Source organism: Micromonospora narathiwatensis, from assembly GCF_900089605.1.
Classification (GTDB): Bacteria; Actinomycetota; Actinomycetes; order Mycobacteriales; family Micromonosporaceae; genus Micromonospora; species Micromonospora narathiwatensis.
In genome coordinates, this window is the sequence record NZ_LT594324.1 from 1,418,494 (window position 1) to 1,440,907 (window position 22,414).

The following is a 22,414-nucleotide window of genomic DNA, read 5'->3' on the forward strand; positions in this document are numbered from 1 at the left end:
GGTGCGGACAGCACACGCCAGCCGTCCCGTCCACGAGCGAGCGTCCGAGATTTCTTGAGGATGATCTGAGAATCGATGGGAATCCCACGGCCGCCGGCTAGCTCGGCCGTAGCCGGTAGCCCACCCCGCGTACGGTCTCCACCAGGCCGGCGTCCGCGAGCTTGCCGCGCAGGGCCGCGACGTGCACGTCGAGGGTGTGTCCGGCCTTCCACGTGGTCTGCCAGATGTCCATCAGCAACCGCTCGCGGGACACCACCGTGCCCGCCTGCCGGGCCAACGCCATCAGCAGGTCGAACTCCTTGCGGGTCAGGCTCACCTCCCGGCCGGAGAGCCAGACCCGCCGGGCGTTGAGATCGACCCGCAGGTCGCCGACCTCCAGCGCCGTCTCGGCCCGCGCGGCACGGGCCGTCCGGCGCAGCACCGCCTCGATCCGGGCCTGCAACTCCGCCATGGAGAACGGCTTCACCACGTAGTCGTCGGCGCCCGCCCGCAGCCCCGCCACCCGGTCCCGCTCCTCGGACCGGGCGGTCACCGCGATGATGGCGACATCCTCGTTCTCCCGGCGGATCTGCCGGCACAACTCCAGGCCGTCCCGGTCGGGCAGGTTGAGGTCGAGCAGCACGAGGTCGACGGGTCCCGCCGTGGCCGCCTCCGCCACGGTCGTGGCCGGGATGACCGTGTAACCCCGGCGGCGCAGCGCGGCGCCCAGCGCGGACGCGACTCGTAGGTCGTCCTCCACCATCAGCACCCGCACCCGCGTCTCCTCGGCCGTCGTCCCGACAGGTCCACGCGAGTCTGTCCGATGGGCACCGGCCGTGACCAGCCCGGACGCAAGATCGTGACCGCACGACGACGCGCCTCTGCCCGTCTCGGTGATCTCTGCGGCCGGGCCGCCGCCGCACCGTCAGCGTAGGCCGGCTCCGGCGAGCAGGTTGCCGTCCGGCACCGGGGGCAGGGCGTTGCCGACGGCCATCCGCAGTTCGGCCCGCTCCGCGGTGAACGCGGCGTCCCTGGCGATGGCGGACGCGTACGTGGCGGCGGTGCGGGAGGCGATGGCCGACCAGGCGTACCGCTCGTGGACCATGGCGCGGGCACGGCGGGCGAGGGCGCGGGCCCCTTCCCGGTCCGACAGCAGCGCGTGCACCGCCTCGGTCAACCCGTCCGGGTCCTGCGGGGCGAAGGTCATCCCGGTGACGCCCGGCTCGACGATCTCGGCGAGCCCGCCGGTCCGCGTCACCGCGAGGGGCGCGCCGGCGGCGGCGCCCTCCAGGGCCACCATGCCGAACGGCTCGTAGATGCTCGGCACGGCGAAGCAGTCCGCGGCGGCGATCACCGCGGGCAGGTCGGTGCCGCCGAGGAAGCCGGGCAGGCTCACCGCGCCGGCCAGGCCGAGCCGCTGCACCTCGGTCTCCAGGACCGACCGGTACGGCCCGTCGCCGACGATCACCGCACGCAGCCCCGGGTGCCGCTCGCGCAGCGCCGGCAGCCCGGCGAGCAGGTGCTGTACGCCCTTCTCGTAGACCAGTCGGCCGGCGAAGGCGACCAGTGGGCCGTCGCCGCCGAAGCGGGCCCGGGCGGCGTCCACCGCCGCCGCCGGCACCCGCCAACGGTGCGGCTCGACCCCGTTGGGGACCACGTCGACCCGCCCGGCCGGGACGTCGAACAGCGCGGTCACCTCGTCGCGCATGTATCCGGAGCAGACGATCACCCGGCCGGACTCGCTGGCCAGCCAGTGTTCGACGCCGTGGATGGTGCGGTTCATCTCCTCGGGGAGCCAGCCCTGGTGTCGGCCGGCTTCGGTGGCGTGGATGGTGGTGACGAGTGGGATGTCGAGGTGTTGGGCCAGGGTGATCGCGGTGTGGGCGACGAGCCAGTCGTGGGCGTGGATGACGTCGTAGTGGCTGGTTTGGGTGGCGCGGAGGGCGGTGCGGGTGAGGGTGTGGTTGAAGGCCATGGTCCAGGGGAGCAGGGAGTTGGTGGTCAGGGGGAAGCGGACGGGGTCTTCGGGGGCGCGGAGGATGCGTACGCCGTCGGCGTATTCCTCGAGGGGTGCGCCGTCGGTGTGTCGGGTGATGACGGTGACCTCGTGGCCGGCGGTGGCCAGGGCGACGGAGAGGGCGTGCACGTGGCGGCCGAGGCCGCCGACGAGTACGGGCGGGTACTCCCACGACAACATCAGGATGCGGCGCGGCCGGGACGGCCCGCCGGCCGGCCGGGGGATCGTGGGGTGGGAGGGGAGGGTGGGCCGGTGGGTCCGGTCGGTCGCGGTGGCGGGCTGCTCGCCGACCCGCAGGAGGGTCACATCAATCTCCGTCCATGCATGCTGATCCGCGCCGGCGACACTGGCGGCGAGGGAAGCGCGGGGTGGGGGTGGCCGATGGGCCGGACGGACGGGCGGGCGCACACGTCCGACATCCAGGAAAGGCCATCCCGCGCGAATCCGCCATGGTGAAACGGGCGATCGTGATGGACGACACCCGAAGTTCGCGCCGGGCCCCAGGTGCGGCGAACGCCGCTGACGATTTCCGGTCATCGTGTCAGGGACATGTGCACCGGTCGGGTCTACAGTGGGTCTGAGCTGCTCCTTCATGATCTGTCGAGGACCTGTCCCGTCGCCCCGCTGGCTCCCACCGATTCCGTGGAGGCTGCCGCATGACCGAGTTCACGGTGTGGGCGCCCGAAGCCGCCCCGGTCCGGCGTCGCCTGCCCGGCAGCATCCGCTACGAGCTGCACGTCGGCGCCTTCACCCCGGAGGGCACCTTCGACGCGGCCATCGGCCACCTCGACCACCTCGTCGACCTCGGCGTCGACCTGGTCGAGCTGCTGCCGGTCAACGCCTACGACGGGGTCGCCCGGTACGCCCCGCCCCAGCCGGACGGCGGGCCGGACGGTCTCAAGCGGCTGGTCGACGCGGCCCACGCCAAGGGGCTGGGGATGATCCTCGACGTCGCCTACCACCACTTCGGGCCCCGGGTACGCCGCCGCTTCGTCGACGGCGTGCTCGGGTGGCTGCGCGACTACCACGTCGACGGGCTCCGGCTGGACGGCGTACCCGCCGCGCCGGGTTCCCGGCTCGTGGACGAGTTGACGGCGGCGGTCGAGTCGCTCGCCGTTCACCTGGGCCGGCCGCTGTCGCTGATCGCCGAGCCCGACCTGAACGGTCCGGCGCAACCCGCCCTGCCCACCCTGCTCACCGGGGACCGGGCCGCCCAGCCGCTCTCCGCCGGCCTGCTGCGCGTCGGCGCCACCCTGCTGATGACCGCGCCGCTCACCCCGACGCTGTTCATGGGGGAGGAGTGGGCGGCCAGCACGCCGCGGCAGCTCGTCGGGCGCGGCTGGCCGGCGGGAGCGACGCCCGACCGGGGGACCCTGGTTCGGTCCCGGCTGGACTGGGCCGAGCTGGACAAGCCCGAGCACCGCGAGATGTACGACCTCCACCGGCGGCTGATCGCCCTGCGCAGGAGCCGACCCGACCTGTCCGACCCACGGCTGAACCGGATCGACGTGCGGCACGGCGACCAGTTCCTGCTGATGCGCCGGGGCGAGTGCCTGGTGGTGGCGAACCTGGCCGGCAAGCCGCAGCGGATCAACCTGCCCGGCCGGGTCCGCAACGTGCTGCTGGCCACCGCGACCGGCGTCACCGTGATGCGCGACGGGATCGAGCTGCCGCCCGAGTCGGCGGCGATCGTCGCGCTCTGACCGCCGGACGGCCGGCTGCCGGCTTCCTCCGGACGGGCGGGGGCGGTCAGGGGATCGGCCACTCGTGGACCGGGCGGTTGCTGTGCATCAGGTCCACGTAGTGGCGCATCACCTCGCGCAGCGCCGCCGGGCGGTCCAGCTGGTCGGTCGACTCCAGCCGGTGCAGCGTCTCCACCTGCCAGGTCGCGCCGTTGCGGCCGGTCAGGCAGCGCTGCTCGACGATGCCGAGCAGCCGGTCCCGCTCGCCCGGGTCGAGGCCCCACCGGTCGAGCCCCTGGTGGGCCAGCGGCAGCAGCCGGCGCAGCACCAGCTCGGTCGCCGGCAGGTAGCCCAGCCCCGGCCAGAACACCTGGGCGTCGATGCCGTGCCGGGCACAGCTGGTGAAGTTCTCCTCGGCCGCGCTGAACGACATCTGCGACCAGAGCGGCCGGTCGGATTCGGCCAGCGCGCGGACCAGCCCGAAGTAGAAGGCCCCGTTTGCGACGGTGTCCAGCACGGTCGGGCCGGCCGGCAGCACGCGGTTCTCCACCCGCAGGTGCGGGCGTCCCTTCAGCACGTCGTACACGGGGCGGTTCCACCGGTAGACGGTGCCGTTGTGCAGGCGCAACTCGGCGAGCTTGGGTACGCCGCCGCTGGCCAGGGCCTCGGCCGGATCCTCCGGGTCACAGACCGGGAGCAGCGCGGGGAAGTAGCGCACGTTCTCCTCGAACAGGTCGAACACGCTCGTGATCCAGCGTTCCCCGAACCAGACCCGGGGGCGTACCCCCTGGGCCTTGATCTCCTCGGAGCGGGTGTCGGTGGCCTGCTGGAACAGCGGCACCCGGGTCTCCCGCCACAGCTCCCGGCCGAACAGCAGCGGCGAGTTCGCGCCGAGCGCGACCTGGACGCCGGCGATGGCCTGGGCGGCGTTCCAGTAGTCGGCGAACTGGGCGGGGTTGACCTGCAGGTGGAACTGGGTGCTGGTGCAGGCCGCCTCCGGGGTGATGGTGTCCGCGGTGACGGCCAGCCGCTCCACCCCGCTGATCGCGATCCGCAGGTCCTCGCCGCGGGCGGCGAAGATCTGTTCGTTGAGCAACGTGTAGCGCGGGTTCGCCGAGAGGGTGGCGGCGGTCAGGTGCTCGGGTCGCAGGGTCGGCAGGATGCCGATCATCACCATGTGCGCGTCGACCGTACGGGCCTTCTCCTCGGCGGCGTTGAGGCTGGCCCGCACGTTCTCCTCGAACTGCGCGGTGCCGGTGCCGGCGAGCCGGCGCGGGGCCACGTTGATCTCCACGTTGAACTGGCCCAGCTCGGTCTGGAAGCTGGGGTCGGCGACCGCCGCCAGCACGTCCGAGTTGCGCATCGCCGGCTGGGAGTCCTCGTCGACCAGGTTGAGCTCGATCTCCAGCCCGGTCATCGGCCGGTCCACGTCGAAGCGGGACTCGCGCAGCATCTCGGCGAAGACGTCGAGGCAGCGGTGGACCTTCTCCCGGTAGCGGGCCCGATCCTCGCGGCTGAAGGTGCGCGCTCCCACATCCTCGCCCATGGTCACCACCCTGTCACCGTTGGCTCCTCCTAACCTCGCACGGGACGGCGGGGCGGGGAAGACCCGAAGGACCGTTAACTACCCGATCGCGGGCAGCGTGATCCCCGCCGCGTCCGGCGCGTGTGTCGCGGTCCGGCCGGGCCGGCTGGCTAGCATGGCCGCCGAGGGTGGGAGGAGTGGCTGATGCGCGAGAAGATGGTCCGGCTGTTCGTGGCGGCGGCGATCGCCGAGGCCGGCTCCTGGGCGGCCCTGCTGGCCAGCATGGCGGTCAAGTACGGCCCGCCGCGCGACGAGATCGGCGTGCACGTGTTCGGGCCCGTCCACGGCGCGCTCTTCGTAGCGTACGGGATCCTCGTGCTCGTGGTGGCCCGACAGCGGCGCTGGTCCCTGGCGCACACGGCGGTCGCGCTGGTCTGCGCGGTGCCGCCCTTCGCCACGGTGTTCTTCGAGCGCTGGGCCCGCCGGCGCGGCCTGCTCGGCGAGCCGGCGCGGGCCGCGCGTCCGCTCAACCCGGTGGGCTGACCCACCCGGCGGGCCGGGCTCGACGCGCCGGCCGACCCCGGGCCGGCGCGGAGGTTCGGCTGGGCGCGGAAACTCAGGTGAGCGCCGAGCAGGCGGCGACGCCGAGCACCAGCAGCACGCCGAGCGCGGCCTGGAGCAGCAGCGGCGGGCCCAGGTGCGACCAGACCGTGGCGGTACGCGGGGTCAGCAGTTGACCGGTGGTGAGGTTGACGATCCGCTCGATCCGCTGCGGCAGGTCGGCGTCCCGCTGGGGGCGCAGGGTGAGCTGCACGTGGTCGCCGGGGTGCAGCGCGCTCTGCGGCAGGTGGCCGTGCAGTTCCACCTCCAGCAGCCGGTCCGCGGTGTCGCGCAGGCGTACCGGGGTGACCAGGTACTCGGGGCCCTTCTTCAGCTCCTTGAAGCGGCGCCCGCCGCCCCCGCCGCCGCTGCGCAGCACCCGGGTCAGCAGCCGTACCACGCCGGCGGCGGTCAGCACCGCGAGGAGCACCGGCTGGCCGACCCGCACCTCGCGCGGGTAGCCCTCCATGAAGCGGAGCAGCCGTCCGGTGACGATCCGCTCGGTCGGGTGGACGACGCGCCGGATGTGGAGGTCATTATCCATGGTCACCACCGAGAGTCCGGTTCCGTTCACTGATGGTAGCGGCTCTGGAGGTTGAAGGACGTGAATGAACTTGGTCACGCGGCCGGCGGCTCAGGTGACATCCCCGGTGGCGCGGGTATGCGTGCGGCCGAGCTGGAAAGGGGTCGAGCATGCAGCTGTCCTTCCTGCGTCCGCTCTACGACCGTCCCGGGCCGTGGTGCTCGGTGTACCTGGACGCCTCCCGGGACACCCACGACTCCCGTCCCGCGGTCGACCTGCGCTGGCGGGCCCTGAAGGGGCACCTGCTGGAGCAGGGCGCCGACCCGGTGACCGTCGACACGGTCGAGGAGGTCGTCCGGCGGCACGACCCGATGCCCGGCGACTACGGCCTGGCCGTGTTCGCCACCCGGGGTCGGGTGGTGCTCACCGAGTACCTGTCCGCGCCACCACTGCGGGACCTGGCCACCTGGGCCCTGGTGCCGCACACCATGCCACTGGTCGCCCAGCGGGGCGAGCAGGTCGCCTGGGTCCGGGTGCTGGCCGACCGGACGGGGGCGGACGCCGTCGCCGTCAGCGCCGGCGGGGTGCCCCGGCGGGCGCACGTCAAGGGGCGGGAGAGCTACCAGCTACGCCGGGTGAAGCCGGGCGGCTGGTCGCAGTCGCGCTACCAGCGCGCCGCGATGGAGGCCTGGCACCACAACGCCGGGGACGCCGCCGCGGCCACCGCCGAGCTGGCCGACAAGGTCGGCGCGGACGTGGTGGTGGCGGCCGGGGACATCCGGGCCACCGGCATGATCGCGGCCCAGCTGCCGGAGCGCTGGCAGGACGTCCTCGTCCGCACCGACGCCGGCGCCCGGACCGGCGGCGCCGACCCGGCCGCCATGGACGACCTCACGGTGCAGACCATCGCCGAGGTCGCCGACAAGCGGATAGCCGCCGCGCTGGACCGGTTCGGCATGCAGGAGGACGTCGGGGCGGGCCTCGACGCGGTGGTCGCCGCCCTGCAACGCAACCAGGTGGACACCATGCTGATCGTGGACGACCCCTCCGCGGACGGCGAACTCTGGATCGGCCCCGAGCCGACCGAGATCGCCACCGACCCGCGGCAGCTGGAGGCGATGTCGGTGGCCGACCCGCAACGGGTCCGCGCCGACGCCGCGCTGCTGCGCGCGCTGGTCGGCACCGACGCGGAACTCACCGTGCTCGCGCCCGAGGAGGCACCGGAACTCACCGACGGGGTCGGCGCGGTGCTGCGTTACGTCGACGCGAGCACGCCCGGGCGGGGAAATGGCTGACCGTACGGTCGCGGACCTGGTCGTCGAGCGACTGCGCGCCTGGCACGTACCCCGGGTCTTCGGCTCTCCGGGCGCGGCGATCGCCCCCGTGGTGGCCGCGCTGGACGCCGCCGGTGGGGACCCGGAGTTCATCCCGGCCCGGCACGAGGAGTCCGCGGCCTTCATGGCCTCCGGCCATGCCAAGTTCACCGCCGAGGTCGGCGTCTGCCTGGCCACCCAGGGCCCGGGCGCGGTGCACCTGCTCGACGGCCTCTACGACGCCAAGCTGGACAGCAAACCGGTGGTGGCGATCGTCGGCGAGGACGTCACCGGCCCGCTCGGCGGGGCGTACGAGGAGATCGGGCTGAGCCGGCTCTTCGGCGACGTCTGCCACCAGTTCGTCCGGTACGGGCGGCTGCCCGGACAGGTGCCGGCCCTGCTGGACCAGGCATTCCGTACCGCCACGGCGACCCGGAGCCCGACCTGCGTGGTGCTGCCGCACGCGTTGCAGGTGGCCACCGTGCCGGACCTGCAACCGCAGGCCGCCGGCGTGATGTCGGGCGTTCCCGGGGGGCCGCTGGCCCGGGTGCTGCCGCACGACGCCGACCTGGACGCCGCCGCCTCGCTGCTCACCACCGGCCGGCGGGTGGCGATCCTGGTCGGCCAGGGCGCGCACGACGCGGCCGCTGAGATCGTCGCGCTGGCCGACCGGCTGGGCGCGGGCGTGGCCACCTCGTTGCTCGGCAAGCCCGTGCTCGACGAGCGGCTGCCCTTCCACACCGGCGTGCTCGGCGAGGTCGGCACCACCGCCGCCGCCCAACTGATGGGCGGGTGCGACACCCTGCTGCTGGTGGGCACGAACGACCCGTGGACCGACTGGTTTCCGCTGCCCGGCCAGGTACGGACCGTCCAGGTCGACATCGACGGCCGACGGATCGGCACCCGCTACCCGGTCGACGTCCCGCTGGTCGGCGACGCCACCGAGACGCTGCGGGCGCTGCTGGCCCGGGTGCCGGCCCGACCCAACCAGCGGTGGCGGGGCGTCGTGGAGAGCGCGGTGGACCGGTGGCGGCAGACCGCCGCCGAGCGGGCCGCCGCGCCGGCCGAGCCGATCAACCCGCAGCGCGTGCTCCAGGAGCTGTCCGCCCGGCTGCCGCACCGGGGAGCCGTCGCCGTCGACGTCGGGTCGGTCATCTACTGGTACGCCCGGCACCTGGAACTGCCTCCGGGCGTCCGGGCCCAGCTCTGCGGCACGCTCGGCTCGATGGGCTGCGCCCTGCCGTACGCGTTGGCCGCCAAACTGGCCCGACCCGACGAGCCGGTGCTCGCGCTGCTGGGCGACGGGGCGATGCAGTTCAACGGCCTGGCCGAGCTGATCACCGTGGCGCACCACTGGCGGCGGTGGCGGGACCCACGGCTGGTCGTGCTGGTGCTCAACAACCGGGACCACTCCGGTGCGGGCGGTGACGGGCGGGGTCCCTTCGGTGCCCTCGGCGACCGTCGACCCGACGTGCCGTACGCCGGCTGGGCCCGGCTGCTCGGCCTGCACGGCGTCCGGGTGGACCGCCCCGAGCTGGTCGGTCCCGCCTGGGACGAGGTCCTCGCCGCCGACCGACCCAGCGTGCTGGAGGCCGTGGTCGACCCGGCGGTGCCGTTGGAGTCGCCGGAGCCGGCCTTGGCCGACCTGCGCGGCCTCGTCGCCGACGGGGACGCCGCGCGCCGCGTCCGGGATCGGATGCTGGACACCCGGATGACGGTGGAGGCGGAGGACCTCAGGTAGCGGGACCGCCGTCCCGCTCGGCGGCGCCCCCCGACGGGGCTCCGCCGATTCGTTCGTGCCATCAGCTCGACAGCCGGCACCGGACACCGTGCCGGCTCTCCGGCGGTCCCCCGCCCGTCGCCTACCGGCGTGCCGGCCCGCCGTCCCGGTACGGCCGAAACCCGTCCCGCACTCCGGTTCCCGCCCTGGGCGGCGGGCCACGGTGCCCTCGACGTGCCTGGGTTCGGTGCGCGGCTCGGACCCTGCTGCGGGACACCCGAGGATTGGACCGGCCCGTGGGGTGATGCCCGTTTAGGCCCCATAGGGACGGGAAGTCGGGCCGCGTGGTGAGCGAACGAGGCAAGGTGGGGCCGGTGCGGAAGGTGTCCGTGGGGCAGGTGGGCGACGGCGCGAGCCTGGCCGGCGACCGGGTGGTGGCGGCGGGCAGCGCGGCCCGGGTCCTGGTGGCGGCGACGGTGCGGGCGCTGCGCGGCGACGACTGCGCCGACCTCGGCCACGCCACCCCGCTCTCCCGGTTCACCGGCGCACCCGAGCCGGTGCGGCGGGCCGCCGCGGCCCGGGCCGCCGGCCGGCTCGCGCTGGCCCCGGAGCAGGTCGCCGAGGTGGACGCCGAGCGGGTGGCGACCTGGATCGTCGACCAGTACCCGTCCCACCGCTGGCCCGGCGTGCTGGTCGGCTCGCCGCACGGCGCGGCGGCCCACCTGGCGGTGGCGCTGGGCGTGCCCTGGCTGCCCGCCGGGTTCGAGATGACGGTGCACTGGACCCGTGGCGCGGTCGACCGGCCCCGGGCCGCGCTCGACCACGGCGCCGCCCTCGCCGGCCGGCTGCTCGCCGGCAACGGTGCCGTGCACGTCCGGCAGGTGCACTGCCCGGCCAGCCGGGGCGCCTCGGCCGGCGCCACGGTCGCCCTCGCGGTGCGGTGGCGCGCCCTGCCCGGGGCGTACGCCCGGTTCCTGGCCGAGAACCTGGCCCCCGGCGCGCCCGTCCTGCTGCTGCACGACGCCCGTACCTGGCCGGTGCTGGACGAGGGGCGGGGGCACAGCTTCCAGCTCGGCTCCCCGGTCAGCGGTCTCGATCCGGTCGACTTCCACCCCGACGCGCCCGCGCTGCGCCAGGTGCTCCGCGCGGCCGGCGGCGACGGGGCGTGCTGGGAAGCGCCGGACGTCTCCTGCCCGGCCGCGTACGCCGAGAACGGGGTGGAGCCCGGTTTCGAACACAGCGCCCGGTACTGGACCGGCCGGCACGGACATCCGTTGCACCGGGTGCTCGTCCCGCAGCCCGACGCGTTGAGCGCCGCCACCGCCGACCTGTACCGGCGCTGGCTGCGCCGGGCGGGCAAGACCGGCGACCGTCTCGTGGTCGAGTGCGGTCGGCTGCTGGACCCGTGGCAGGTGATCCGGGCCGGGATGGTGCCGTACTGGTGCGAGAACGCGACCCGACGTCGGGTGGAGGGGGTGGAGTGGTGGCTCGCCGGCAGCGAGCCGTTCAGCTCGGTGGACGTGCTGCCGGAGCCGCCGGGCGTCCGGTCGCCCGCGCTGGCCGGCCTGCCGCAGTGGCTCGCCGTGGCCGGCTTCGGGCTGCGCCGCCGAGCGCTGGACCGGGGGGTGGCGCGCGGCTACCCGGTCGCCTCGGTGCCCACCCGGCGGGCCACGGAGGTGCTCCGCAACCAACCGTACGACCTGCCGGTCCCGCCGGCGCTGCGGATGGCCGACGCCCTCGCGGCGCTCCGGGACGCGGGCGCCCACCAGGGGCTGCTGGTCTCCTGACCGCGCCGACACCAACCCCGGCGAAACATCCTCGCGATCCTGCGGTCCGTGATTGAGTACCTACGGAGCGGGAACACCGCTCGCTGCGAAGACGGCCCACGACGCCGTGCGGCGGGCTGCCGCCGCTCCTGGCGTTCCGTCACGTAACCCACTTCCGGCCCGGTGCGTGGCCCGACCACGCGCACGACCGGTCTTCCCGATCCGGGCGGGGGACCTTCCTGAGGGAGGCGCGGATGTTCGGACAGACCACCACACCCACACCACCACCCACCGAACGGGGTCTGGAGGACCTCGACGCGGCGGCCCTGGCGTACGCGGCACGGATCGAGGGACTGCCGCCCGAGCGGCGACAGGAGGCCCGGGACGATCTGGTCCGCTTCGCGCTGCCCTTCGCCGGCCGGCTCGCCCGTCGCTACCGGGGTCGCGGGGAGCCGCTGGAGGACCTGGAGCAGGTGGCCCGCCTCGGCCTGGTCAACGCCGTCGACCGGTACGACCCGGAACGGGGTTCGTTCACCGCGTACGCGGCGATCACCATCGTCGGGGAGATCAAACGGCACTTCCGGGACCGCACCTGGGGCGTGCACGTGCCACGCCGGCTGCGCGACCTGATCCTGGAGGTGGGGCAGGCGACCGCGGCGCTGACCAGCGAGTTGTCCCGCGCGCCGTCGGTCGCCGAGCTGGCCCAACGGCTGGAGACGCCGGAGGAGGAGATCCTCGCCGCGCTGGAGTCGGCCGCCGGTTACAGCCCGGCCTCGCTCAACGCGCCGGTCGGTGGGGAGAGCTCCGCCGAGTTCGGTGACCTGGTCGGCGAGTCGGACAACGCGCTGGAGTCGGTCGACGACCGGGTCACCGTCAGCGGCCTGCTGCACCGGCTGCCCTGGCGGGAGCGGCGGATCCTGGCCATGCGCTTCTACGGCAACCAGACCCAGGCGGAGATCGCGGCCCGGTTCGGCATCTCCCAGATGCACGTCTCCCGGCTGCTGTCGCGGGCGTTGACCTGGCTGCGGCAGGCGATGCTCGCCGACGCCCCGCCGCCCTGGCAGAACGGCGCGGCCGAGGCCGAGCCGGTGAAGACGAGGATCTCGGTCCGGCAGAACGGCGACCGGGTGGTCGTCGAGGTCGGCGGAGAGGTCGACCGGGACGGCGCGGACCAGCTCCGCCGGGCGATGCTGGAGGCGGTGACCGGGCAACCCCGCGAGGTGGTCGTCGACCTGGTCGGGGCGGGCGGCTTCGACGCCGGTGGGATCGCCGCGCTGATGGCCGGCCGGGACGCCGCCGCCCGTACCGGGGTGCCGCTGCGGCTGACCCGGGTGCAGCCGGCGGTCCGCCGATCGCTCGCCGCCGCCGGCCTGCCGCCGGCCGACTGACCGAACCGTACGGGAGGTGGTGGACGGGCCGGCGCCTCACGGCGCCGGCCCGTCCGCCGGTGTCCCGATCAGCTCTCCGTGGTGTCGCCGGGGCCGCGCGGGTGCCGCCACCGGTCGTCGTGTTCCGGTTCCCGCTGCGCGCCCAGGATGGTCTCCTCGGGCTCGTCGGTCTCCTCGAAGCTGGGCCGGATGATCTCCTCCGGCTCCGGCACGTCGACCGGCCGGGCGCCGGAGAGCGGTGCGGGCTGGTACTCGACGGCCTCGCGGGCGCCGTGCGCGCCCTCGGCGGCCGGTGACTCCGGGGCCCGTGGCACGTGGTGCAGCTCCTCGGCGAAGTGCTGCGGCGGCTTGGTGGTGCGCTGCGGCAGATCGCGGCCGAGGTCGGCGACGAGGGGGCCGTACTTGGCGTCGAACGCCGGCCGCTCGGAGCGGATCCGCGGCATCCGGTCGAAGTTGCGCAGCGGGGGCGGGCAGGTGGTCGCCCACTCCAGCGAGTTGCCGAAGCCCCAGGGGTCGTCCACGGTCACCCGCGCCCCGTACCGCCACGACTTCCAGACGTTGTACATGAAGAACAGCGTGGAGACGCCGAGGATGAACGAGCCGATCGTGGAGACCGCGTTCAACGTGGTGAATCCGTCGCTGGGCAGGTAGTCGGCGTAGCGGCGGGGCATGCCCTCGGCACCCAGCCAGTGCTGGACCAGGAAGGTCACGTGGAAGCCCACGAACATGGTCCAGAAGTGGATCTTTCCCAGCCGTTCGTCGAGCAGCCGCCCGGTCATCTTCGGGAACCAGAAGTAGACCCCGGCGAAGGCGGCGAACACGATCGTGCCGAAGAGCACGTAGTGGAAGTGCGCCACCACGAAGTACGTGTCGGTCAGGTGGAAGTCGGCCGGCGGGCTGGCCAGCATCACCCCGGTCAGCCCGCCGAGCAGGAAGGTGACCAGGAAGCCGACGGAGAAGAGCATCGGCGTCTCGAAGGTGATCTGTCCCTTCCACATCGTGCCGATCCAGTTGAAGAACTTGACCCCGGTGGGCACCGCGATCAGGTAGCTCAGGATGCTGAAGAACGGCAGCAGGACCTGGCCGGTGCCGAACATGTGGTGCGCCCACACGCTCATCGACAGCACCGTGATCGAGATCGTGGCGAGCACCAGACCGGTGTAGCCGAAGATCGGCTTGCGGGAGAAGACCGGGATGATCTCGGTGATGATGCCGAAGAACGGCAACGCCACGATGTAGACCTCGGGGTGCCCGAAGAACCAGAACAGGTGCTGCCACAGCATCGGCCCGCCGGTGGTCGGATCGAAGACGTGCGCGTGCAGGAGCCGGTCCGCGCCGAGGGCGAGCAGCGCGGCGGCCAGCAACGGGAAGACCAGGATCACCAGGACGCTGGTGAGCAGCAGGTTCCAGGTGAAGATCGGCATCCGGAACATGGTCATGCCGGGGGCGCGCAGGGTCAGGACCGTGGTGATCATGTTGACCGCGCCGAGGATCGTGCCGAGGCCCGAGATGACCAGGCCCATGATCCACATGTTCCCGCCCACTCCCGGGCTGTGCTGGTAGTTGCTCAGCGGGGTGTACGCGAACCAGCCGAAGTCGGCGGCCCCGCCCGGGGTGAAGAAACCTCCCACCGCCAGTGACCCGCCGAAGAGGTACAGCCAGTACGCGAACGCGTTCAGCCGCGGGAACGAGACGTCCGGCGCGCCGATCTGGAGCGGGACGATGTAGTTGCCGAAGGCGAACACCAGCGGGGTGGCGAAGAGCAGCAGCATGATCGTGCCGTGCATGGTGAACGCCTGGTTGTACTGCTCGGGGGAGAGGAACTGCATCCCCGGCTCGGCCAGCTCGCCCCGGAGCAGCAGCGCGAGCACCCCGCCGATCAGGAAGAACCCGAACGAGGTGACGAGGTAGAGCAGGCCGATCTGCTTGGCGTCGGTCGTACCGAGGAGCTTGATCAGTTGGCTGCCCTTGGTCGACTCCCGGACCGGGCCGGGATAGCCGCCGAAGTGGGCCGGCGCGAGGATCGCCGGACCCCGGTCTCGCGCCGGCTCCGTGACTACCCGATTGGGCATAGCTCTCACCCCGTCGTCCGACAGAAAGGGACGGGCACACCTACCCGGCCCTCTGCCCATGAAACCAGGCGAGAGCGGTGATTTCGGTCAGTTCGCCGGTAGTATTGCCAAGACGACTTCTCCGGCGTCGGTCAGCGGGGGAGCGGATCACGGACGGTGAGCAGCCCGAGCGTGATCATCCCGAGGCCGAGCCCGAAGTGCAGCCAGTTGTCGGCGAGGTTGACCGGGATGAAGTTCGCCGCGCTGCCGCGGTTGATCACCAGACCGTAGAGCCAGAGCACGACGTAGATCGCCCCGCCGCCGACCAGGAAGATCCGGGCCCCGGGGACCGTGCGGGACATCGCCAGGCCGGCGACGCCGAAGGCGAGGTGCACGAGGTTGTGCAGCACGGAGACCTGGAACGCGCCGAAGAGCTTCGCGCCCGACTCGTGCCCGGCCCAGTACAGCTCGTGGAAGTTGCTGGTGATCCCCGGGATGAAGCCGAGCACCCCGACGATCAGGAAGAGCACGCCGACGGAGGCGGATGCCCGACGGGCCGGGGCCCGGCCGTCGGCCGGATTGCGCCGCCCGCGCGAGTGCGCCATCGCGTTCGTCATGCCGGCCTCCTCAGCGGCTGACCCAGAGGACCGGGCGGCTTACCCGCCGGCACCGGCGGCAAACGGCGCCGCCGGCCGCGCCGGCATCGACGGCTCAGGCCGGCAGCAACGGTCGCGCGGTGAGCTGGCGGACCCGCTCGTACAGGCTCACGTACCGCTCGGCCATCGAGGCCGGGGTGAACCGGGCGGCGGCCTCCCGCCGGCACTCGTCCGGGTCGAGCAGGCCGGCGGCCAGCACCAGGTCGCCCAGCTCCTCCTCGTCGGTGGTGAGCAGGCCGGTCCGGCCGGGCTCGACCAGCTCCGGCAGGCAGCCGCGGGCGACGGCCACGACCGGGGTGCCGAGGGAGAGCGCCTCGACCACCGCCGTGCCGCCCGGCTCCTCCCAGCGCAGCGGGAAGAGGGCGGCGCGGGCACCGGCCAGCAGGTCGTCCCGCTCCCGGCCGGCGACCGTGCCGACCCAGCGGATCCGGTCGCCGTCGACGAACGGGGCGACATGGTCGTGGAAGAACCGCACGTCCGGGTTCTGCCGGGCCTCGTCGCCCGCCGCGGCCAGGTCCGCCGGCCGGTGGTACGGCCCGACCGGGCCGGCGAGCACCAGCGAAAACCCGACCTGCCGGGCCAGCCGGGCCCCCAGGTCCTGCCCCTTGCCCGGGTTGATCCGGCCCAGGATGACCGTGTGGTCGCCCTTCTCCACCGTGGGCCGGCGGTCGGCGTCGACCGCGAGCGGCGTGGAGAGGTGCACGTGCCCGACCGAGTGCTCCCGCAGCGCGCGGGGCGCCCGGGCGAGCTGCGCGGCGGAGACGCCGTTGACGCGTACCCGGTCACCGCCGTCGAGGTTGCCGTACAGCTCCGGGTGCTTGGCCAGGTCCCAGTGCAGGGTGTGCAGCACCGGCGGGGCGTCCGATCCCATCGCGGCCATGGTGGCCAGCCCGACCGCCTCCACGTGGTCGTGCACCAGGTCGATGTCGTCGCGGGTGTGCAGCGCCCGCACCACCCCGTTGAGGTGCGCCTGGGACACCCCGCAGACCTGGTTGTACGGCCGCTGGAGAGCGTGGAACTGCCCGTCCGGGAAGACCCAGATCTTCTCGTCGACCGGCAGCGCGCTGCTCTCCACTGAGGCGAGCACCACCCGTACGCCGAGTCGGCGCAGCTCCGGTACCAGGGTGGCGACCACGTTCTCGATCCCGCCGTAGCCCGGCGGTGGTACGGACAACCAGGGACCCGCGTTCATCAGCACGGTGAGACTCATGGCCGGCTCCTTCCCGCGGCGGTCACACCGCGACCCGGCGCCGGGGCAACCGGTGCCGCAACTGGGCCAGCGGCGGACGCTCCTCGATCGACACGTCGCTGACCACGATCTCCCGGTCGAGGTTGGGCAGCGCGTTCGAGCCGCCGCGCCGGAACTGGGTCAGCAGGGCGGCCGGCACGGCGTCCGGGCTCGCCGAGCCCCGCCGCTGCAACCGGGCCCAGGTGGTGAGCAGGATCTGGGCGGACATCCGGCCCAGGGCGGCGGTGTCCTGGTGGCGGTGCTTGCGCTCACCCAGGTCCACCTGGGCGAGGGCGTCCAGCCCGACCAGCTCCAGCAGGTCGATGAGCATGGCCGTCTCCACCCCGTACCCGGAGACGAACGGCACCTGCTCCAGTACGTCGCGGCGGCCGGCGTACTCCCCGGCGAGGGGCTGTACGAAGCCGGCCAGCTCCGGCCAGAAGAGGTTGAGCAGCGGGCGGGCCATCAGCTCGGTCACCCGTCCGCCGCCGTCGGGCTCCACGCTGGTCACCCCCACCAGCGGCCGGTGATAGAAGCCCTTGACGAAGTCGACCGACGGGTCGGTCAGCAGCGGGCCGAGCAGCCCGGTGACGAAGTGCGGCCGGAACTCGCGCAGGTCGGCGTCGACGAAGGCGACGACATCGCCTTCGGCCGCCGCCAGCCCGGCCCAGAGCGCGTCGCCCTTGCCGGTCAGCCGGGGCAGCCCCCGGGTCATCACGTCCTGGCTGACCACCTCGGCGCCGGCGGCCCGCGCCACCTGGGCCGTCCGGTCGGTCGAGCGGGAGTCCACCACGAGCAGCTCGTCCACCAGCGGCACCCGGTCCATCAGGTGCTCCCGGATGGTCGACACGATCGCCCCGACGGTGGCCTCCTCGTTGCACGCCGGCAGCACCACGCTGACCCGGCTGTCGCCCTTGGCCCGCAGCAGCCGCCGTACCGGCCAGTCCGCCGCGGACGTGGTGCGGTACGTCGCCCATGCCTCCACCACCGGTGAGACGATCGTTCCTGAATCCCGCACGGGCACACCCCCAGGTCGTGGTGGAAACGCGGGGCGAGGTTTTCCCCGTAACCAACCCGCGCTAACCGGATCATGCCTAACAGCCTGCTGCGGGCCCGCGCGCCCGCGGGTTCCCCGTCGATGAACGTTTGATTGCGCGCCCACCCGGGGAGAGCTGACGACAGCCTTCGGGTGACGGCGGCGAGGGGACGAGAGTATGCGGACGTGCCGGGTGGGACTGGTGGGAGCCGGCGGGGTGGCGCGACGCCACGCCCGGGTGCTGACCGGCTTCGAGGACGTGGAGCTGCTCGGGGTGACCGATGTCGCCCCGGACGCGGCCCGGGCGCTGGCCGAAGCGTACGGCGGTCGGCCCTTCGTCGACGTGGCGGATCTGCTCGCCGCCGGCCCGGACGTGGTGTACGTCTGCGTGCCGCCGTTCGCGCACGGGCCGGTGGAGGAGCTGGTGATCGAGGCCGGCGTGCCGATGTTCGTCGAGAAGCCGGTGGCGGCGGACCTGGAGACCGCCGAGCGGATCGCCGCGCTGGTCGAACGGCGGGGACTGCTGACCGGGGTCGGCCACCACTGGCGCTACCTGCACGCGGTGCGGCAGGCCCGGGAGCTGCTGGCCGACCGCCCGGTGCGGATGGTCAACGGGGCCTGGCTGGACAAGGTGCCGCCGGTGGCCTGGTGGGCCCGGTGCGACCGCTCCGGCGGCCCGGTCGTCGAGCAGGCCGCGCACGTGCTGGACCTGGTCCGGCTGCTGGCCGGCGAGGTGACCGAGGTGACCGCGTACGGCGACGGCAGCCCGCCGCCGGTGGCGGACGCCGACATCGACTCGGTCACCGCGGCCACCCTGCGCTTCGCCTCCGGCGCGGTCGGCACCCTCGCCGCGGCCTGCGTGCTCACCTGGAAGCACCGGGCCGGCGTGGAGGTCCTCGCCGACGGGCTGTCGCTGTCGCTGGCCGAGGACGGTCTGCTGATCCGCGACGCCGACGGCGAGCGGCGGGTGCCCACCGACCCGGACGGTGCCCGGGTGGCCGTCGACCGGGCCTTCGTCGACGCGGTCCGGGGCGTCGGCGACGACGTCCGGGTCCCGTACGCCGAGGCGCTGCGCACCCAGCGGCTCGCCCTCGCGGTGGCCGAGTCGGCGCGGACCGGACGGGCTGTGGCGCTGCCCACCGGGGCGGCCGCGCGGCTCACCACGCCGGTCGCCGACGCGGCGCCGGCCGAGGCGACCCTGCCGGGAGTGACCATCGATGCGTGACCGGGTGGTGGTGGTCACCGCGCCGGGCGTGGTCGAGCTGGTCGAGCAGGAGGCGGCCGAGTTGCGCGAGGGCACCTTCCGGGTGGCGACCGTGTACAGCGGCGTCTCCGCCGGCACGGAGCTGAGTTACGTCAAGGGCACCAATCCCTACCTCAACGTCACCTGGAACGCCGAACTCGGGCTGTTCCAGCCCGGCGCGGCGAGCACCCCGTACCCGGTGACCCGGCTCGGCTACATGCAGGTCGGCCGGGTGGTGGAGAGCCGTACCCCGGCCGTCGTGGTGGGCACGCTGGGCGCGATGACGTACGGCCACCGCAGCGGGCACGTGGCGGACCCGCTCGCCGAGCGCTTCGTGCCGCTCCCCGACGGACTCGATCCGCTGCTCGGTGTCCACGTCGCGCACATGGGCCCGATCTGCGCCAACGGGCTGCTGCACGCCGCCGCCGACCTCTGCGGCGCCGACGTACGCTCGCTCGGCGACGGCGTGCGCGGCCGGCGGGTGGCGGTGGTCGGCAGCGGGGTGGTCGCCCTGCTCACCGCGCTGTTCGCCCGGCGGCACGGCGCGGCCTCGGTGGTGGTGCTCGATCCCACCCCGGCGCGGCGGGGGGTGGCCGAGGCGCTCGGCCTGGAGACCCTGGACCCGGCGGCGGACGACCCGGCCGTGGTGCTGAAGACCCGGTGGCACCACGCCGCCGGCGACCGGGGCGCCGACGTGGTCTTCCAGTGCCGGGGCCAGCCCTGGGCGCTGCGGCTCGCGCTGCGCCTGCTGCGTCCCCAGGGCACCGTGATCGACCTGGCGTTCTACCAGTCCGGAGCGGACGAGGTCAGGTTCGGCGAGGAGTTCCACCACAACGGGCTGTCGCTGCGCTGCGCCCAGATCGGGCGGGTGCCGCGCGGGCTCGCCCCCAACTGGGACCGGGAGCGGCTCTCCGCGGAGACCATCGAGCTGCTGCGGCAGTACGGCGACCTGATGCGCGAGCACCTCGTCTCGGCGGTGCTGCCGCTGGACGAGGCGCCGGCGCTGCTGACCGACCTGGCGCAGCGCCGCCGGCAGGAGCTCCAGGTGGTCCTCACCGGCTGACCCCGGCCGGCCCGCCGTCCCCCGGGGCAATCGGTCAGACCGCCTCTGAGCTGGGGAAACGGACACGGATTCGGGCACCCGGCAACGCTGCGCCCGGGCGGGGGTCACAATCGGCCCCGGTTCGCGTACCGTTGCCGCTCATGGGTGTGTCGCAACGGTTGAAGAGCAGGTTCCGGCGGTTCCTCCAGCGCCCGGGGACGACGGTCGACCTGGCCCCGCTGGAGAAGCTGCTGCCGGCCGTCGAGGCCCGCGAGGCGGAGCTGGAGAAGCTCACCGACGCCGAGCTGACCGAGGCCGCCGGGCAGGCCGAGGGGTACGAGGAGATCTGCGCGATCGGCCGCGAGGCGGCCCGCCGCGGCCTCGACCAGCGGCCGTACGACGTCCAGTTGCTCGGCGCGATGGCGCTGTTGTCCGGCAAGGTCGCCGAGATGGCCACCGGTGAGGGTAAGACGCTCACCGCGACCGTCGCCGCGTACGGGCACGTGCGGATGGGCAACGGCCCGGTGCACGTGCTCACCGTCAACGACTACCTGGCCCGCCGCGACGCCGAGTGGATGGGGCCGGTCTACACCCTGCTCGGGCTCACCGTCGGCTGGGTCAACGAGGCATCCACCCCCGACGAGCGGCGCGCCGCGTACGCCTGCGACGTCACCTACGTCTCGGTCAGCGAGGCCGGCTTCGACTTCCTCCGCGACCAGCTCGTCACCGACCTCGCCGACCGGGTCCAGCCGGCGCTGAAGACGGCCATCGTCGACGAGGCCGACTCGATCCTCATCGACGAGGCCCGGGTGCCGATGGTGCTCGCCGGCGCGGTCCCCGGCGAGCAGGACCCGGTGCACGCGGCCGCGGCGCTGGTCCGCGGCCTGCGCAAGGGCAAGCACTACACGATCGCCGAGGACGGCCGCAGCGTCGCCTTCACCTCGGACGGCCTGGCCACCGTCGAGGCCAAGCTCGGCGACATCGATCTGTACGACGAGGAGCACGTCGGGCAGCTCTCCGCGGTCAACGTGGCGCTGCACGCGCACGCCCTGCTGCACCGGGACGTCGACTACATCGTCCGGGAGGGCTCGGTCGAGCTGATCGACGAGATGCGTGGCCGGGTGGCCCAGCGTCGCCGCTGGCCGGACGGGCTGCAGGCGGCGGTCGAGGCGAAGGAGGGCCTGGACGCCACCGCCGAGGGCGAGGTGCTGGGCACCGTCGCGGTGCAGGCGTTCATCGCGCTCTACCCGAAGATCTGCGGGATGACCGCGACCGCGGTGCTCGTCGGCGACCAGCTCCGCGAGTTCTTCGGCCTCGAGGTGGCGGTGATCCCGCCGAACACCCCGTGCGTCCGCGAGGACGAGCCGGACCGGATCTACGCCACCCGCGCCGAGAAGGAGGAGGCGCTGATCGACGAGATCAGGCGCTGCCACGAGGCGGGTCGCCCGGTGCTGGTCGGCACCCTCGACGTGAAGGAGTCGGAGGGGCTGGCGGCCGGGCTGCACGCCGCCGGGGTGTCCTGCGTGGTCCTCAACGCCAAGAACGACGACGAGGAGGCGGCGATCATCGCCGAGGCCGGCGCGTACGGCGCGGTGACCGTCTCCACCCAGATGGCCGGCCGGGGTGTCGACATTCGCCTCGGCGGCAGCGACCAGTCCGACCGGGAACGGGTGGCCGACCTCGGCGGCCTCTACGTGATCGGCAGCGGCCGGCACGACAGCCGCCGGGTCGACGACCAGCTCCGCGGCCGGGCCGGCCGGCAGGGCGACCCGGGCGGCTCGGCGTTCTTCGTCAGCCTGGAGGACGACCTGGTCGTCCGGCACGCCGGCGACACCGTCCCGGCGTCGCCCCGGATGAACGCCGACGGCCTGGTCACCGACCCGCAGGTGGACTACGCGGTGGAGCACGCCCAGCGGGTCGCCGAGGGCGTCAACCACGAGATCCACCGCAACACCTGGCGGTACAGCGTGGTGATCGAGCAGCAGCGCAAGGCCCTCGCCGAGCGCCGGGAGCGGCTGCTGACCAGCGACATCGCCGCGCTGATGCTGCTGGAGCGGTGCCCGGAGAAGGCCGGCGAGATGGACGAGGACCTGCTCGCCGAGGTGGCCCGGAAGATCGCCCTCTACCACCTGGACCGGCTCTGGGCCGAGCACCTGGCCGAGCTGTCCGAGGTGCGCGAGGGCGTGCACCTGCGGGCGCTGGGCCGGCTCGACCCGCTGGACGAGTTCCACCGCAGCGCCGTGCCGGCGTTCAACGCGCTCGTCCCGGAGATCGAGGCGCGGACCATCGCCACCTTCGAGGAGACTGAGTTCGACGAGGGCTGGGAGCCGGACGCCGCGAAGCTGGTGCGGCCGAGCGCCACCTGGACGTACCTGGTGCACGACAACCCGTTCGGCTCGGAGCTGGACCGCCTGATCGCCTCGGTGGGCCGGCGGCTGATCTCCGGGTCGCGCTGACCCGACAAAGGGGTCCCGTCCGGCAGGTACCGCGCCGGAAGGGACCCCTTTGTGCTGTTTCGAACCGGGTCTGCGAGGGTAGTAGCCCGGGGCTTTCGGGTCGGCCGGGGCTTTCGAGTCAGGGAGAGAGACAGCGGATGGCACAGGCAACGGCGTCGGACGGGAACCTCGCGCGGGCGGGGGTGGCGG

At 73.6% G+C, this 22,414-nt stretch carries 17 protein-coding genes; 9 read left to right on the forward strand and 8 right to left on the reverse strand.

Annotated elements, in window-relative coordinates:
- Window positions 1–97: 97 nt before the first annotated feature.
- Window positions 98–754 (reverse strand): response regulator transcription factor, encoded by a 657-nt coding sequence (locus GA0070621_RS06300; protein WP_091192292.1) that lies wholly within the window; start codon window positions 752–754, stop codon window positions 98–100.
- Between the two features lie 150 nt (window positions 755–904).
- Window positions 905–2,302: a glycosyltransferase family 4 protein gene (locus GA0070621_RS06305; protein ID WP_091192293.1), complete on the reverse strand. Its 1,398-nt coding sequence runs from the start codon at window positions 2,300–2,302 to the stop codon at window positions 905–907.
- A gap of 350 nt (window positions 2,303–2,652) precedes the next feature.
- Here GA0070621_RS06305 and GA0070621_RS06310 point away from each other — a divergent pair, with 350 nt between their 5' ends.
- A complete protein-coding gene (locus GA0070621_RS06310) occupies window positions 2,653–3,699 on the forward strand; it encodes a DUF3459 domain-containing protein (protein ID WP_091192294.1) in 1,047 nt (348 codons plus the stop codon).
- A 46-nt stretch (window positions 3,700–3,745) separates the two neighbouring features.
- Here the strand turns inward: GA0070621_RS06310 and GA0070621_RS06315 are convergent, their stop codons facing one another.
- Window positions 3,746–5,224, reverse strand: coding sequence for a glutamate--cysteine ligase family protein (locus tag GA0070621_RS06315; RefSeq protein WP_091192296.1), 1,479 nt, complete (start codon window positions 5,222–5,224; stop codon window positions 3,746–3,748).
- Between the two features lie 183 nt (window positions 5,225–5,407).
- On the opposite strand from GA0070621_RS06315, the gene GA0070621_RS06320 reads away from it, so the two are divergent.
- Window positions 5,408–5,746 carry a DUF3817 domain-containing protein gene (locus tag GA0070621_RS06320; RefSeq protein ID WP_091192297.1) on the forward strand — a complete coding sequence of 113 codons (339 nt, stop codon included), beginning with the start codon at window positions 5,408–5,410 and terminating at the stop codon, window positions 5,744–5,746.
- 73 nt (window positions 5,747–5,819) lie between these two features.
- Here GA0070621_RS06320 and GA0070621_RS06325 read toward each other — a convergent pair whose 3' ends face one another.
- On the reverse strand, window positions 5,820–6,356 hold the full coding sequence (locus GA0070621_RS06325) for a hypothetical protein (RefSeq protein WP_197673992.1): 537 nt from the start codon (window positions 6,354–6,356) through the stop codon (window positions 5,820–5,822).
- Window positions 6,357–6,496: 140 nt separating this feature from the next.
- On the opposite strand from GA0070621_RS06325, the gene GA0070621_RS06330 reads away from it, so the two are divergent.
- From GA0070621_RS06330 to GA0070621_RS06345, 4 genes are all read left to right on the forward strand, one after another.
- Window positions 6,497–7,621 (forward strand): baeRF2 domain-containing protein, encoded by a 1,125-nt coding sequence (locus GA0070621_RS06330; protein ID WP_091192299.1) that lies wholly within the window; start codon window positions 6,497–6,499, stop codon window positions 7,619–7,621.
- Window positions 7,614–9,380 carry a thiamine pyrophosphate-binding protein gene (locus GA0070621_RS06335; RefSeq protein WP_091192301.1) on the forward strand — a complete coding sequence of 589 codons (1,767 nt, stop codon included), beginning with the start codon at window positions 7,614–7,616 and terminating at the stop codon, window positions 9,378–9,380. Before GA0070621_RS06330 ends, GA0070621_RS06335 begins: the two co-directional genes overlap by 8 nt.
- 362 nt (window positions 9,381–9,742) lie before the next feature.
- On the forward strand, window positions 9,743–11,146 hold the full coding sequence (locus GA0070621_RS06340) for a hypothetical protein (protein ID WP_407940341.1): 1,404 nt from the start codon (window positions 9,743–9,745) through the stop codon (window positions 11,144–11,146).
- 233 nt (window positions 11,147–11,379) lie between these two features.
- Window positions 11,380–12,513: a SigB/SigF/SigG family RNA polymerase sigma factor gene (locus GA0070621_RS06345; protein WP_091192302.1), complete on the forward strand. Its 1,134-nt coding sequence runs from the start codon at window positions 11,380–11,382 to the stop codon at window positions 12,511–12,513.
- A 68-nt stretch (window positions 12,514–12,581) separates the two neighbouring features.
- Here the strand turns inward: GA0070621_RS06345 and ctaD are convergent, their stop codons facing one another.
- The 4 genes from ctaD to GA0070621_RS06365 all read right to left on the reverse strand — a co-directional run bounded on the left by ctaD (window position 12,582) and on the right by GA0070621_RS06365 (window position 17,433).
- Window positions 12,582–14,585 carry an aa3-type cytochrome oxidase subunit I gene (gene ctaD, locus GA0070621_RS06350; protein ID WP_091192304.1) on the reverse strand — a complete coding sequence of 668 codons (2,004 nt, stop codon included), beginning with the start codon at window positions 14,583–14,585 and terminating at the stop codon, window positions 12,582–12,584.
- A gap of 131 nt (window positions 14,586–14,716) precedes the next feature.
- Window positions 14,717–15,181, reverse strand: coding sequence for a DUF4383 domain-containing protein (locus GA0070621_RS06355; protein WP_091192305.1), 465 nt, complete (start codon window positions 15,179–15,181; stop codon window positions 14,717–14,719).
- A 94-nt stretch (window positions 15,182–15,275) separates the two neighbouring features.
- Entirely contained in the window at window positions 15,276–16,430 is a 1,155-nt protein-coding gene (locus GA0070621_RS06360; protein ID WP_091192307.1) for a glycosyltransferase, read from the reverse strand.
- A 22-nt stretch (window positions 16,431–16,452) separates the two neighbouring features.
- Window positions 16,453–17,433 (reverse strand): glucosyl-3-phosphoglycerate synthase, encoded by a 981-nt coding sequence (locus GA0070621_RS06365; RefSeq protein WP_231921024.1) that lies wholly within the window; start codon window positions 17,431–17,433, stop codon window positions 16,453–16,455.
- A gap of 229 nt (window positions 17,434–17,662) precedes the next feature.
- Between GA0070621_RS06365 and GA0070621_RS06370 the strand changes: the two genes are divergently transcribed.
- From GA0070621_RS06370 to secA2, 3 genes are all read left to right on the forward strand, one after another.
- Window positions 17,663–18,709, forward strand: a complete 1,047-nt coding sequence (locus GA0070621_RS06370) for a Gfo/Idh/MocA family protein (RefSeq protein ID WP_091192310.1) — start codon at window positions 17,663–17,665, stop codon at window positions 18,707–18,709.
- On the forward strand, window positions 18,702–19,790 hold the full coding sequence (locus GA0070621_RS06375; RefSeq protein WP_091192311.1) for a zinc-dependent alcohol dehydrogenase: 1,089 nt from the start codon (window positions 18,702–18,704) through the stop codon (window positions 19,788–19,790). The genes GA0070621_RS06370 and GA0070621_RS06375 overlap by 8 nt, the downstream gene beginning before the upstream one ends.
- Before the next feature lie 140 nt (window positions 19,791–19,930).
- Window positions 19,931–22,225, forward strand: coding sequence for an accessory Sec system translocase SecA2 (secA2, locus tag GA0070621_RS06380; protein WP_091192313.1), 2,295 nt, complete (start codon window positions 19,931–19,933; stop codon window positions 22,223–22,225).
- Window positions 22,226–22,414: the final 189 nt, after the last annotated feature.